Origin of the sequence: Streptomyces sp. GD-15H (assembly GCF_045291515.1) — a bacterium.
GTDB lineage: Bacteria > Actinomycetota > Actinomycetes > Streptomycetales > Streptomycetaceae > Streptomyces.
In genome coordinates this window covers 3,342,626-3,356,008 of sequence record NZ_CP149447.1, presented here as the reverse complement: position 1 = coordinate 3,356,008, position 13,383 = coordinate 3,342,626, and the positions used below count along the sequence as shown (strand labels likewise).

The following is a 13,383-nucleotide window of genomic DNA, read 5'->3' as shown; positions in this document are numbered from 1 at the left end:
GCCGCGGCCTCCTAGAAGAACGTACGGATGTAGTCGACCACCGTGCCGTCCGCCTCCGCCACGGGAATGAGTACCCACTTGTCGAACGACGTGCACGGGTGGGACAGCCCGAGCCCCAGCCAGTCGCCGACCTCCAGGTCGGCCTCCGGGGTGGTGCGCAGCCAGGCGTGCTGGTCGGAGAGGGAGACCACCGAGACCCCGGTCGCCGGGCGCTCGGCGCCGTCCCGGCGGACTACCTGGGCGAACGGCAGGTCGAGGTCGTAGGCCGCGTCCCGCTTTCCGGCGTTGGCGAAGGCCTGTTCGGCGGACGGGCGGGACACGATCTGCGTCCACAGCCGGAACGCCGGTTCCAGCGCGCCCTCCTCCGGCACCCGGTTGAACGGGGTCACCGCGCGGTAATGCCCGTCGTCGTGCGAGACGTACGCACCCGAGCGCAGCAACTTCAGTGCGGGGAGGGAGAGTTCGGGGATCTCGGCGAAGACGTCGGCCACCGCGTCGAACCAGGCGCTGCCGCCCGCGCTCACCAGGATCTCGTCCAGGCCCGCGAACCGTCCCGCCTTGTCGAAGTCCACCGCCAGGGCCACCAGTCGCCGCAGCCACGCGCGCACCCGCTCCGGGTCGGCGTCCGGCACCTCGCCCTCGTACCCGGCGACCCCGACCAGCCGCAGACCGCGCGCGCCCGCCACCGCGTCGGCGACGGAGGCGCACTCCGCCTCCGTGCGCACCCCGGTCCGGGCGCCCTCACCGGCGGCCAGCTCGATCACGACGTCCACCGGGCGGGCGGACCCGGCAAGAGCGGCGTTCATCAGCTCGACGCCGCGCACGGAGTCGACGTAGCAGACGAAACGGAAGTCCGGGTCGGCGTCCAGCTCGCCGGAGATCCAGCGCAGGGCCGCCGCGTCCACCACCTCGTTGGCGACGAACACCCGCCGCACGCCGAACGCCCGCGCCACCCGCACCTGGTGCGGCACCGCGAGCGTGATGCCCCAGGCGCCGTGCTCGATCTGGCGCCGGAAGAGCTGCGGGGCCATGGAGGTCTTGCCGTGCGGGGCGAAGGCGAGGCCGTGCCGGGCCGCGTACGTCTCCATCAGCTCCAGGTTGTGCTCCAGGCGCTCGGCGGACAGCGCGAGCACCGGGGTGGTGAAACCGCCGGTGAACAGGTTGCGGCGCTGCGCGGCCAACTCGCCGACGGTCAGCCCGGCGGCGTCCGGCGGGAGGCCCTTGAAACGGTGGTCGACGCGTTCCTCGGTGAGGTGCTTGTAGCTGTCGGAGCCGGGGTCGAGGACCATCAGAGCCTCCCTGATCAGGCATGTTGCATTTTCTGCAACACCCATTGCGTATATCGCTTACCGCTGTCTAACATCTCGGCCATGCGGGGTCAACGGAAACGGGTCTCCGCGACCCACGCAACCGCTGCGGACAACGCCGCGGAGCCCCGCCACCGCCCCCTGTCGCTCGACCCCGCCACGCCGAGGAGCCCCGCCATCGTGACCGCCGCCGGACCCCGCACCGCCCCCGACGTCGTGAATGTCGTCGACGTCGTCGCGCTGGGCGAGTCCATGGTGACGTTCCTGCCCTCCCGGCCGGGCCCCCTCGCCGACGTGCCCTCCTTCGAACGGGCCATCGGCGGCGCGGAGTCCAACACCGCGTGCGTGCTCGCGGCGGCCGGACACCCGGCACGCTGGATCAGCGCGGTCGGCCAGGACGGCTTCGGCGACCACCTCGTACGGGCCATCGGGGAGTGCGGCGTCGACGTGTCATACGTCCGGCGCGACCCGCACCGCCCCACCGGCATCTACTTCCGCACCGCCGGCGACCGCGCCACCGACGCCCACGAGGTCGCCTACTACCGCGCCGGCTCCGCGGCCTCCGCGATGACCCCCCGCACCGTCGACCTGGCCGCCGCCCGCGCCGCCCGCGTCCTGCACCTGTCCGGCATCACCGCCGCGCTCTCCGCCGGCTGCCTGGACCTCATGCGGGAGCTGACCGCCCGCCGCCCCGGCCGGCCGCTCGTCTCCTTCGACGTCAACCACCGGCCGGGACTGTGGCGCGACAGCGCTGCCCACGGCCCCGAGGTGCTGCTGGAACTGGCCCGCGGCGCCGACCTCGTCTTCGTCGGCGACGACGAGGCACGCGAGGCCTGGGGCCTGCGGGACGCCGCCGCCGTACGGGAGGCGCTGCCGGAACCGGAGATCCTGGTCGTCAAGCAGGGCGGCCGCGGCGCGACGGCGTACGGCCCGCCCGGCGCGGACACCGACGCGGCGGTCTTCGTCCCGTCCCTCGGTGTGGACGTCGTGGCCGCCGTCGGCGCGGGCGACGCCTTCGCCGCCGGGTTCCTCTCCGCCACCCTGCGCGCCCTGCCCGTACGGGACCGGCTCCGACACGGCCACCTCGCGGCCGCCGCCGCCCTCACCACCCCCGGCGACCTCGCCGCACCCCCCGCCCGCGACCTGGCCGACCGGCTGGCCGCCCTGGACGACACGGCGTGGGGGAGACTGCGACTCGGCCCCGGTTGGACCGAGACCGACACCGCGGGCGCGCACACGGATGCGGGCGACGCGGACGGGGCCGAGGAGGAGGTACGCACCCCATGAGCCAGACCGTCGACCGTGCGCTGAGCATCCTGCCGCTGCTCGCCGAAGGCCCCGCCGACCTCGGGCAGGTCGCCGACCGCCTGGGCGTGCACAAGTCCACGGCGCTGCGGCTGCTGCGCACCCTGCACGCGCACGGACTCGTCTACCGCCAGTCCGACCAGCGCTACCGGCTCGGCGCCCGCCTCTTCGCCCTCGCCCAGGAGGCGATGGAGAACCTCGACGTCCGGGAGATCGCGCACGCCCACCTCGCCCGACTCAACGAGCGGTGCGGCCACACCGTGCACCTCGCCGTGTACGAGGAGAACGAGGTCCTCTACATCGACAAGGTGGAGAGCCGCTACCCGGTGCGCATGTACTCGCGGATCGGCAAGCCCGTCGCGATCACCGTCGCCGCCGTGGCCAAACTGCTCCTCGCCGACCTCCCCGAACACGAGCGCCGCGCCCTCGCGGAGAGGCTCGACTACCCCATGTACACGTCCCGTTCGACACCCGACCCGACCGCTTTTCTGCGGGAGTTGGAGAAGGTGCGCGAACAGGGCTGGGCCACCGACCTCGGCGGCCACGAGGAGTCCATCAACTGTGTCGCCGCGCCGATCCGCGGTGCCGACGGCCGGGTGGTCGCCGCGATGTCGGTCTCCGCGCCGAACGTCGTCGTCACCGCCGACGAACTCCTCACCCTGCTCCCGCTGGTCCGCCGAACGGCGGACGCGATCAGCGGCGAGTACTCCGGCAGAACTCCAGCGAAGGACAGCCCCGCATGACCGAGAAGGTCGCCCTCACCCCGAGCACCCACACCACCCCGCCCGCGAAGTTCTCCCACGGCGTGCGGAAGGGCAACATCCTCCAGGTCGCCGGCCAGGTCGGCTTCCTCCCCGCCGAGGAGGGCGAGGCGCCCACACCCGCCGGGCCCACCCTGCGCGAGCAGACCCTCCAGACCCTCGCCAACGTCAAGGCGATCCTCGAAGAGGGCGGCGCGACCTGGGACGACGTGATGATGATCCGCGTCTACCTCACCGACGTGGACCACTTCGCCGAGATGAACCGGATCTACAACACCTACTTCGAAGAGCAGGGCCTCACCCAGCCGCCCGCCGCGCGCACGACCGTCTACGTCGGCCTGCCCGTGGGGCTCCTCATCGAGATCGACGCACTGGCCGTACTGGGCTGACGCGCACTCACTCCTCCCGTACCCCCCACCTCGGGTGCCACGGCGCGGCGTCCGCCACCCCTGCGACGCCGTGCCGCGATCCCCCATGCCCGAAAGCTCCATGTGCTTGAGCAGAGGGCCCCCGAATGTCCCGACCATCCCTTCCGCCCTGATCTCCGTGGTGCTCCGGGCCGCACAGGGCTCGGCGACGGTGGCGATCGTCACGACGGCGGGCATCGCAGCCCCGCTGCTGTCCGAGGGGGACCACGCCCAGGCGTTCGTGGCCCTCGTCATCATGGCCATCTCGGCGGGCTCCGTCTTCGCCTCGCACGTCACGACGGCGCCCGCGCGCGGAGCACGCCCATGGATGCAGCCGGATGGTCGCCAAGTGCTTCGGTATCAGTGAGCGGGACACACTGAAGACGTGGACGGTACTGGAGAGCGTCCTGTCGGTGGCAGGCTTCGTGGTCGCGGCGGCGCTCAGCCTGGTCGTCTGACTCCGGCCTGCTGGCTCCGGCCCGCGAACCCTGTCGGATCATCGTCCGATTGGTACGAACGATGGCTCCCATGTAGGCGTCTGATAACGAAAACAGGGGCTGGCTGTGTCCCACACAGGATCGTCGACCATACTCCTCCGGTGTGGAGCAGCGCATAGGTTCGAGCAGCCAGCCCCTGGAAGGCGCCGGATTCGACCCGGCCTTCATCCCCGGGCTCACCGCACCCGTGTCCGACCGCAAGGCGGACGTGAAGGGTGAGGGGGAGCCGGAGGACTCGAAGGCGGCGTCGGAGCAGGCGGACGTGGATACGGAGACGGAGTCCGAGGAGAGGACCTCACTGGAGAAGCCCGAGGCACCCGAGGAGGAGTCCGTCCCCGACGGCCCGGTCTTCGAGGCGTCCGACCGCCGCGCCAGGATCGTCGCCGACTACAGCGGTGTACGGCTCCGGCTGGACGACCAGGAGTGCGAGTTCCGCTGGGACGAGATCGGGGCGGTGGAGACGGAGACCGCCCGCTTCGGCAAGCGCTACACGGTGACGGTCCACACCACGGACAGCCGGTGGTACCCGCTGGAGATCGAGGCCGCATCCCGAAGCCGCTTCGCCGAGTGGGACACGGAACTGGACGCGGTCCTGGACGCCTACTTTGACGACGAGGCGTCCGCACCGGAGGCACCCGAACAGGAGGCATCCGACGTGGAGGCGCCCGACGCGGACGCCGGCGCCGGTAAGTCCAAGCCGGACGCCGACGCCGACGCGGAGGCGAAGGAGGACAAGCCCGAGCCGGGCGCCGCCCCCGTGGCCTAGGGACCGCGACGACTTCCCGCGACGGGCGGTGCCGCTAACGGCAGTACTGTGCCTCCTTGCCGATGGAGCGGTACATGCAGTCCGCGTTCTCCAGGAGTTGCAGGACGGCGTCCCGGTTCCGGGACGTCTCCCGCTCGATGACCTCGTCGGGCGGGTAGAAGCCGCCACCCGACGAGGACCTCGGATACATCTCGAAGGTGTAGCCGAAGATCTTGTGCGTGCCCCACAGGTAGTCGTCGATCGACCCGTCCGTGATGTACAGATCGCTGGACTGCTGCGGCGTGTAGCCGTTGCTCGCGGCCATCTTCTGACCGACCGTCCGGAAGGCGGCGTGGTCGTCGGCCGTCATCCCGGTCGTGGTGTCGGAGTAGGTGTAGCCGAACGGCCACAGCACCAGCTCGCTGTACGTGTGGAAGTCGACCCCGGCCTTGATCTGCTGCACCCCGCCCACGACCCGGCTGCGCACGAAGTCGGCGACGACCTTCACCTCGGGCGCGGACTCGGGAGCCGAACCCCGGTAGGTGTCGGAGGACTTGGAGCCGGAAGAGCCGCCGCAGCAGCCCCAGCGGTAGTCCCAGTTGCGGTTCAGGTCGGTGCCGACGTACGACGAACCGGAGTGGGGCTGCCGGTTCTTGCGCCAGGAGCGGTAGGAACCGGTGGCGATGTCGTACTCGCCGCCGTCCGGGTTGAGGTCCGGGATGATCCAGATCTCCCGGCCGTTGACCATGTTGGTGATCCGCGAGTCGCTGCCGTATCCCGCGCCGAGTTCGCGCAGCAGGTACAGCGCCATCTCCACGGTCAGGTGCTCGCGTGCGTGCTGGTGGTGGGTGAACAGGACCTCGGGCTCGTTCTCGTCCGCCGTCACGTTGTCGCTGATCTTGATGGCGACGATGTCCCGGCCCTGGTAGGACCGGCCGATCACCCGCTTGCTCATGATGTTCGGGTACGCCGACAGCCGCTGGTCGATCTCCGCGTTCATCTCGGCGTAGTTGTGGTAGCGGGAGTCGGCCGAGGGGAAGTCGAACAGACGCAGACCGTCGGCGGCGGACGAGCGGTCGGGAGCGGCGCCCAACGGCGTGACCTCGTAACCCTGTTGGCGCAGGGCGCGGACCTGGTCCGCACGGCCGGAGACGACCACCGTCTCCTCGTCGGCCTCGTCCACGGTGACCCCGGCCCGCTGAATCGCCGTACGGGTCACGGGAGTCGTGCGCTGATGGATCTCGTACTGGCGGATGTCGTCGGCCGAAGGCGCCGCCCGCTCCGCGCTGTCGGCGCCGGCCTCCGTGGCCGTCATCGACACGGGCGCGGCGAGGGCGAGGGCGAGGAGGGCGGCGAGCACGGCGGAGCGTCTGCCGCGTGTGCGAAGTCGCATGAAGTCTCCTTGCGGGAGGTGGGGTTGTCCATGGCGACGTGCCTGGTGCGGTGTGCGGTGCCGCAATCCTGCGTGCGTGACATGATCAGGTCAAGACCGTCGTGTCAGTCGACCACTCGACCAGGTGCATCCGGTGAAGATCCCCGCACGCCCCCTTGTCCCGTCGGCACCTATCCGCTTTCTTGACCTTCATGGCGGACACCACGGGAAACACCCAGGACCCCGGAGCGCCACCCCACGGCCCCGGCCCCCAGCCCCGCAAGTCCAGTTGGCGCCACATCGGCCCCGGTATCGTCGTCGCCGCGACCGGTGTGGGCGCCGGCGACCTGGTCGCCACCCTCATCGCCGGCAGCAGCTTCGGCTACACCCTCCTCTGGGCGGCGGTGATCGGCTGCCTGGTGAAGATCTCCCTCGCCGAGGCCGCGGGCCGCTGGCATCTGGCCACCGGCCGCACCCTGTTCGACGGCTGGGCGAGCCTGGGCCGTTGGACGACGTACTTCTTCGGCGTCTACGTCGTCATCTGGGGCTTCGTCTACGGCGCGGCGGCGATGTCGTCGAGCGCCCTGCCCCTCCAGGCCCTCTTCCCGGGCGTGATGGACCTCGAGTGGTGGGGCATCGCCTGCGCCCTGGTGGGTCTGGTCTTCGTCTGGTGCAACCGGTACGCGGTCTTCGAGAAGGTCATGACCGTCCTGGTGGGCGTCATGTTCGTGGTGACGGTCTACCTGGCGATCAGGGTGACCCCGAACCTGGGCGACGCCTTCGCCGGACTGCTCCCGGTCCTGCCCGACGAGGACGACTCGGTCCTCTACACCCTCGGCCTGATCGGCGGTGTGGGCGGCACGATCACCCTGGCCGCGTATGGCTACTGGATCAACGCCAAGGGCTGGACCGACTCCGGCTGGATGAAGGTGATGCGCCTGGACAACCGCGTCGCGTACCTCACCACCGGCATCTTCGTGGTCGCGATGCTGGTGGTCGGCGCCGAACTCCTGAACTCGGCCGGTGTCGCGATCGCCGGCGGTGACCAGGGCCTGGTCCAGCTGAGTGACATCCTGGAGGACAAGTACGGTGCCACGACGGCCACGTTCTTCCTGATCGGCTTCTTCGCCACCTCGTTCACCTCGCTGATCGGCGTGTGGCACGGGGTGAGCCTGATGTTCGCCGACTTCGTGACCCGCGGCCGGAAGAAGGCCGCCCGGTCCACGGGTGAGCACATCGCCTCCGGCAGGCCGGAGAAGTCCTGGCCCTTCCGCGCCTACCTGCTGTGGCTGACCTTCCCACCCATGATCCTGCTGTTCGAAGGCCAGCCGTTCCGCCTGATCATCATCTACGGCGTCCTCGGCGCCGCCTTCATGCCCTTCCTCGCCCTCACCCTGGTCTGGCTCCTCAACTCCAGCCGCACCCCCCGCGAATGGCGCAACGGCCCCCTCAGCAACACCATGCTCGCCCTCGCGGGCCTCCTCTTCCTGGTCCTGTGCGTCAAGCAGGTCTGGGACCAGCCCTGGTCGGAGTTCTTCTAGCGGTCAGGTCAGTTCAGGTCGTCCCACCGTGGGCTGAGGGCGATCGTCCGGAGTTCCTTCATGCTCAGCGCGGGGGTGTCGCGTGTGGCGTCCTCGTGCTGAGCACCGGTGTTGAAGGCACTGACCACCACGCGCATGCCGTCGACCCGCAGGGTGTCGACGGTCCACATGACGACACCGGCGGCGCCCTTCTCACCCGGCCCCTGCCGGGTGGCGACCAGGGTTCCGTCGTCCAGTGTCTCGGCGGAGCCGTAGAGCCGGCCTGCGTCACCGAGCATGCCGTGCTGGACGTTGATCTGGACGAAGCTCCTCCCCTTGCCGTCGTCGAGGACGAGATAGGCGTACTCCTCCTCCTGACCGCCCTTCGACACCACCTCGACACGGTCGGGGACGAGTTCGGCGAGCGTCTCCCGGACCGCTGGACCGTCGGCGCGCGGCGGCGGCGTACTCGACGCCGCGGACGGTTTCCCGGTCCTCTCGGCAATGGCGTCGACGGCGGCCTGCCACTGCGGGGCCGTGACGAGTTCCTTCAGCTGGGAGGCGGACAGCGGGGGCGCGGGCCGGCTGACGGGCTCGTCCTTCTCGGCGGCCGAGTTCCACTCGCGCACGCTGACCTGCTGCCCTTGGGGGGTGACCAGGACGGCGTTCCACATCCTGGTGTCCACGCGCCGGTCCGGATACTCGTACCCCTTGAACAGCATGAGCTTCGAACCGTCCGCCAGCGTGCTGGTGACACAACTCTCGTGCGGGGTGAATACCTCGTCCGGGCACCGGGTGGTCTCACGGGCCTGGGAGCTTCCCGGCTCGACGCGGGAGAGACCGACGCCGACGGCTGCGGGCCCCTCGCCGTCGTCGTACACGACCTGGGCGAACGGCCCGAGGACCGAGTCGGTCCCGCGCCCCTGCTCCCCGCTGAACTCCCCGTCGGGGAGGAGTCCCTTCAGCGTGCGGACGAGTTCCTCACCGGAAACGGGCGCCGGAGCGCTCCGGGCGTCGGCGGTGACCTCGGCTCCCGAGGCTGCCGACGCCCGCCCGTTCTCCCCGCCCCCGCCCCCGTCCCGCCCGGCAGGAGGAGTGCCCCGCCCACCCCCACGAGCGCGATCCCGGCCGCACCCCCGAGGACGGCGGCCCGCCGCCGCACCCGCATCCGCCTTCCCCGGGCCCGCCCCCCGTCGGTGAGGGCGCTCCGGTCGGCCTCGAAGGCGTTGCCGGTGTCGTGCAGAGCGGAGGAGAGCCGCTCCTCGAAGGGGTCGCTGTGCTGGTCGACGGACATGACGAACCACCGCTTCCGTGAGGTGAACATGGAGAAGTGAGGAGGGGACGGCCTGCGGCCGGTCAGGACCGGGCGTACTCACCGAGGTCCTCACCGAGCAGTTCCCGCAGCCGGGCCAGGGCGCGCACACTGCGCGTCCGCACCGCCGCCGAGCTGACGTTCATCGCGTCGGCGGTCTCCTGGACCGAGCGGTCCTCCCAGTACCGTAAGACGATCACCGCGCGGTCCTTCGCGGGCAGCCCGGCGAGGGCGTCGAGCAGGGTGAGCCGCAGGGACGGGTCGGCGTCGGCACCCGGCAGATCCGGGAGCGCGGCGGTCGAGCGCTCGGTACTGCTGCGCCGCCGCCGGTGGGCGAGGAACGCGCGGGTGAGAACGGTCTGCGCGTAGCCGGCGGGGTTGCCCACGCGGGAAACCCGTCCCCAGTGCACGTACACCCGTCCGAGAGTCTCCTGGACGAGGTCCTCGGCGAGGTGCGTGTCCCCGGCCGTGAGCAGACACGCGGACCGGTACAGATGCCCGGCCCGCGCCACCGCGAACTCCCCGTACTCGCCCCCGCCACCGTCCTGCACCATCCGCGCCTCTCCCTCGGCTCACCCCACAGCTCTCACCTCATTGATGCGCCGGACCCGGGAAAATGTTTCACCCACACGTCACACCGGCGGGACTGGTCCGGCCCCGCCGGCACCGGCTTCACAACAGGTGGCCGGCCTTCCCCGCCTTGATGCCGAGGATCAGGAGTCACCGATGTCCGCGTCCCGCCGCCCCTTCGCACCCGCGCTCTCCGCCTGCCCTACGGCCCCCGTCCCCGACACCCTGGCCTACGGCTTCACGCCGCCCGCGCAGCTCACCAGTCCGGCGTCGGCGAGAGCGGCGTCGCGGGAGCTGCTGCGGGCGCACGGGCAGGCGGGCCTGGTGGACCCCGTCCTGCAAGGGATGAGCGAACCGGGCGGCGAGACCGGCATGCGGGCCGCCCTGCCCGGCGCGGGCGCGAGGTCGTACGGCAGCCCACCCGCCCCCGTACCCCTGCCGTCGGGGTGACCCACTCCCCGGGCCAGGTTGCCGAAAAGCGTGAGCACTTGGCGGCCAACTGTCACGCGAGCGCTCAAACGAGCGGCATCCGGACAGTTGCAGTCGAAGTGCTCACGCTTTCGCGAGAGTGTGCAGTGCTCCCGGCCGAGACCGGTCACCGTGGTTCGGCGGGGGTCAGGTCCGGGACGGCTTGAAGGTGCCGCAGTCGGTGTCGCGTGTCAGGCAGTCCGGGGCGTTGTTCACCATGGTCGGGGAGACGTGGCCGCTGCCCGCGCCGCGGGTGGAGGCCGGGAGACCGTGGCCCGCCTGGGACGGGCCGGCGCCGTCGAAGCCGTACTCCCGCATCACGGCGGACACCGGGTTCGCGAAAAACACCCACGACGCCGGGGCGCCACCCCACGGCCCCGGCCCCTCAACCCCGCAAGTCCAGTTGGCGGTACATCGGCCCCGGCCTCGTCGTCGCCGCGACCGGTGCCGGGGCCGACGACCTCGTCGCCCCCCTCGCGGGCAGCACCTGTCGGAGTTCTTGCAGCCTCTGCCGTCAGGTCGCCGCAGAGCGAAGTGAGGAGACCGCCCCCGCCCGCATCACCGGAGGAACTGCCGGGGAAAGGCCCAGGTAGTCAAGCCCTGAGTGCCCTTGTTGAAATTATGTTCTTTCTTGGAACGCCATTCCAGTCATGCTACTTTGTGTCCACTTCCGGCCAAACGTCGGTGGGAGGGAAGAGGGCAGGTGACTTCAGTGGAGGACGTCGCAGTGGGTGGCGTGTCGATCAGCGCAGCCGCAGCAGTGCGTGAGATCACCGATGGCGCGACACTCGCGATCTCGGGAGCCGGGGGCGGGGTGCTCGAACCGGATGCGTTGCTCATGGCTCTGGCGGCCCGCTTCGAGGCTGAGGGGAGCCCGCGCGATCTGACGATCGTGCACAGCGTGGGCTTGGGCGACAAAGCACTACGAGGCATGAGTCACCTGGCCAAGCCCGGCCTGGTCGCCAAGTTCATCGGTGGCCACATGGGCAACAGCCCCGCCGTCGGCAAGATGATCCGCGACAACCAGGTCGAGGCCTACAACCTTCCGCTCGGTGTGCTGAGTCAGCTCTTCCGCGACACCGCTGCCGCCGGCCCGGGCTGCTGACCACAACCGGCCTCGGCACGTTCGTCGATCCACGGCTCGGTGGAGGCAGCTTGAACTCGATCTCCAAGGACCGCCTCGTCGAGGTGATGGAGCTCGACGGGGAGGAGTACCTCTTCTACAGGGCGATCCCCGTCGATTTCGCCTTCGTGCGCGGCAGCCGGGCCAACGTACTGGGCAACGTGGTGTACGACGATGAACCGTCGTACCTCGACACACTGGAGATCAGCATGGCCGGCTACCGGGGCGGCGCGACCCGTCCCGGGCCGGGGCGTACGTTCGTGCAGGTCAAGGAGGTCACGTCCGAGCGCTTCCATCCCAAGCGCGTGCACATACCCGGGGCGCTCGTCAGCGCGGTCGTGGAGTACCCGGAGCAGTGGCAGACCTATGTGGCGGAGCGCAATGACGCCTTCGCCGGCGATGTGCGCATCGACGAGTTCCCCGAGCTGCCGCACGGGTGGCGGCGGATCATCGCCGAGCGGGCGGCCCGCTTCGTCCAGCCGGGCGATGTGGTGAACCTCGGTGTCGGGGTGCCCGACGGTGTGGCGTCCGTGCTGCAGGAGACCGGCATGACCGAGCAGATCACGATGACGAACGAACACGGGGTCATCGGTGGAGTCACGTCGCTCGGCATGACGTTCGGCGCGTCGAGCAACCACGACGCCCTGCTGACGATGACGAACATCATCGACCTGTACCAGGGCGGCATGCTCGACGTCACCTTCCTGGGCTTCGCACAGGCCGACCGGCACGGCAACGTCAACGTGTCTCTCTACAACGGCGAGGTGATGGGGGCCGGTGGGTTCATCGACATCGCCCAGAACGCCCGTCGCGTGGTCTTCTGCGGCTCCCTCACCGCCGCCGGCTTCAAGCCCGACATCGGCGACGGAACGCTGGGCATCGCCCGCGAGGGCTCCGTCGACAAGTTCGTCGGTGACGTCGACCAGATCACCTTCAGCGGCGAGCAGGCGATCAAGCGGGGACAGGACGTCCACCTCGTCACCGAGCGTGCCGTCTTCCAGCTGACCCCCCAGGGCTGGGCTCTGCGCGAGGTCGCCCCCGGTGTTGACGTACAGGCCGACGTACTGGACCACTGCCCCTTCACGCTTGTGCTCGACGACGTGTCGCCCATGGCAGCCGAGCTTTTCACCCGAAAGGACAGCCTTGAAGTCTGAGACCGCCGGACCGATCCGGATCCTCACCCTCGATCGGCCGGAGAAGCTCAACGCCATGAACAGCGAGGCGTGGACGGACCTGCTGCGCGAGCTGCGCACGGCGGAGGACGACCCGTCGATCCGTGTGGTGTCGCTCCGCTCGCAAGGACGCGCCTTCTGCGCGGGCAACGACATCAAGGAGACAAACGCTTTCACCACGAGGGCGCAGACGCGAGCCTACTTCCTGGACCTGATGGTCCCCACGCTCGCGGCGATGGCCGGCAGCAGGCTGCCGATCGTGGCGGAGGTCCAGGGCATGGCGCTCGGCGCCGGCATGGAACTCCTCCAGTTCTGCGACGTCGTCATCGCCAGCGATGCCGCTGTCTTCCGCCTTCCGGAAACGAGCATCGGCCTGTGGGCCACCGTCTTCCTGGGGTCGGCCAGCTACACGACCAGCCGACGTACGACGCAGTACCTGGCGCTGACGGGCGAACCCGTCAGCGCGCAGGAGGCACTCGAGGCGGGTCTCATCACTCGCGTCGTCGCGCCGGATGCGCTGGAGCGCGTGGGCGGGGAGGTCGCCGCCACGATCGCGCGCAACGCCCCGCGGGCTACCGCGTTGAGCAAGAAGTTCGCCAACCACACGATGCTGACCGAGTCGCTGCCGGTGGTCCGCGAGGCGCTCTCCGTGCTCATCGACGAGACGTTCAGCGGGCAGGAAGGCATCGAGGGCGTGGCCTCGTTCCTGGAGAAGCGCGCCCCCGTCTTCGCCGACGTCACGAACGTGCACGGACGGTGAGACGGTTGTCCGGGTCTTCACAGGTGTGTGCGGTCTGTCGTCCGGCCGCCGAGGGTGCTCGGGT

Annotated in this window: 15 protein-coding genes and 1 pseudogene; 10 read left to right on the top strand and 6 right to left on the bottom strand. The window is 70.3% G+C overall.

Going from position 1 to position 13,383, the window contains the following annotated elements:
- Positions 1-11: 11 nt before the first annotated feature.
- Positions 12-1,289 (bottom strand): amino acid deaminase, encoded by a 1,278-nt coding sequence (locus tag WJ438_RS15520; protein ID WP_406725783.1) that lies wholly within the window; start codon positions 1,287-1,289, stop codon positions 12-14.
- A 198-nt stretch (positions 1,290-1,487) separates the two neighbouring features.
- On the opposite strand from WJ438_RS15520, the gene WJ438_RS15515 reads away from it, so the two are divergent.
- The 5 genes and pseudogenes from WJ438_RS15515 (at position 1,488) to WJ438_RS15495 (ending at position 5,043) form a co-directional block, all read left to right on the top strand.
- Positions 1,488-2,594 carry a sugar kinase gene (locus tag WJ438_RS15515; protein ID WP_406729699.1) on the top strand — a complete coding sequence of 369 codons (1,107 nt, stop codon included), beginning with the start codon at positions 1,488-1,490 and terminating at the stop codon, positions 2,592-2,594.
- A complete protein-coding gene (locus WJ438_RS15510) occupies positions 2,591-3,355 on the top strand; it encodes an IclR family transcriptional regulator (RefSeq protein ID WP_406725782.1) in 765 nt (254 codons plus the stop codon). The genes WJ438_RS15515 and WJ438_RS15510 overlap by 4 nt, the downstream gene beginning before the upstream one ends.
- The gene (locus WJ438_RS15505; RefSeq protein WP_406725781.1) at positions 3,352-3,762 is read left to right on the top strand and encodes a RidA family protein; all 411 of its coding nucleotides are present in this window, start codon (positions 3,352-3,354) and stop codon (positions 3,760-3,762) included. The genes WJ438_RS15510 and WJ438_RS15505 overlap by 4 nt, the downstream gene beginning before the upstream one ends.
- A gap of 142 nt (positions 3,763-3,904) precedes the next feature.
- A pseudogene (locus tag WJ438_RS15500) lies at positions 3,905-4,238 on the top strand (GntP family permease); the annotation flags it as partial.
- Between the two features lie 142 nt (positions 4,239-4,380).
- A complete protein-coding gene (locus tag WJ438_RS15495) occupies positions 4,381-5,043 on the top strand; it encodes a hypothetical protein (protein WP_406725780.1) in 663 nt (220 codons plus the stop codon).
- Positions 5,044-5,077: 34 nt separating this feature from the next.
- Here the strand turns inward: WJ438_RS15495 and WJ438_RS15490 are convergent, their stop codons facing one another.
- A complete protein-coding gene (locus WJ438_RS15490) occupies positions 5,078-6,415 on the bottom strand; it encodes a M14 family metallopeptidase (protein ID WP_406725779.1) in 1,338 nt (445 codons plus the stop codon).
- A 191-nt stretch (positions 6,416-6,606) separates the two neighbouring features.
- Here WJ438_RS15490 and WJ438_RS15485 point away from each other — a divergent pair, with 191 nt between their 5' ends.
- Entirely contained in the window at positions 6,607-7,935 is a 1,329-nt protein-coding gene (locus WJ438_RS15485) for an Nramp family divalent metal transporter (protein ID WP_406725778.1), read from the top strand.
- 8 nt (positions 7,936-7,943) lie between these two features.
- On the opposite strand, the gene WJ438_RS15480 is transcribed toward WJ438_RS15485, so the two are convergent.
- The 3 genes from WJ438_RS15480 to WJ438_RS15470 all read right to left on the bottom strand — a co-directional run bounded on the left by WJ438_RS15480 (position 7,944) and on the right by WJ438_RS15470 (position 9,780).
- On the bottom strand, positions 7,944-8,795 hold the full coding sequence (locus WJ438_RS15480) for a hypothetical protein (protein WP_406725777.1): 852 nt from the start codon (positions 8,793-8,795) through the stop codon (positions 7,944-7,946).
- Positions 8,796-8,875: 80 nt separating this feature from the next.
- The gene (locus tag WJ438_RS15475) at positions 8,876-9,238 is read right to left on the bottom strand and encodes a hypothetical protein (protein WP_406725776.1); all 363 of its coding nucleotides are present in this window, start codon (positions 9,236-9,238) and stop codon (positions 8,876-8,878) included.
- A gap of 32 nt (positions 9,239-9,270) precedes the next feature.
- On the bottom strand, positions 9,271-9,780 hold the full coding sequence (locus WJ438_RS15470) for a SigE family RNA polymerase sigma factor (protein ID WP_406725775.1): 510 nt from the start codon (positions 9,778-9,780) through the stop codon (positions 9,271-9,273).
- A 172-nt stretch (positions 9,781-9,952) separates the two neighbouring features.
- Between WJ438_RS15470 and WJ438_RS15465 the strand changes: the two genes are divergently transcribed.
- Positions 9,953-10,246, top strand: coding sequence for a hypothetical protein (locus WJ438_RS15465; RefSeq protein WP_406725774.1), 294 nt, complete (start codon positions 9,953-9,955; stop codon positions 10,244-10,246).
- Positions 10,247-10,411: 165 nt separating this feature from the next.
- Here the strand turns inward: WJ438_RS15465 and WJ438_RS15460 are convergent, their stop codons facing one another.
- Entirely contained in the window at positions 10,412-10,612 is a 201-nt protein-coding gene (locus WJ438_RS15460) for a hypothetical protein (protein WP_406729973.1), read from the bottom strand.
- Between the two features lie 364 nt (positions 10,613-10,976).
- On the opposite strand from WJ438_RS15460, the gene WJ438_RS15455 reads away from it, so the two are divergent.
- From WJ438_RS15455 to WJ438_RS15445, 3 genes are read left to right on the top strand one after another with little or no spacing between them, the layout of a single operon-like run.
- A complete protein-coding gene (locus tag WJ438_RS15455) occupies positions 10,977-11,369 on the top strand; it encodes a CoA-transferase (RefSeq protein ID WP_406725773.1) in 393 nt (130 codons plus the stop codon).
- Entirely contained in the window at positions 11,363-12,541 is a 1,179-nt protein-coding gene (locus tag WJ438_RS15450) for a CoA-transferase (RefSeq protein WP_406729698.1), read from the top strand. Before WJ438_RS15455 ends, WJ438_RS15450 begins: the two co-directional genes overlap by 7 nt.
- Entirely contained in the window at positions 12,531-13,319 is a 789-nt protein-coding gene (locus WJ438_RS15445; protein WP_406725772.1) for an enoyl-CoA hydratase/isomerase family protein, read from the top strand. The genes WJ438_RS15450 and WJ438_RS15445 overlap by 11 nt, the downstream gene beginning before the upstream one ends.
- Positions 13,320-13,383 lie beyond the last annotated feature (64 nt).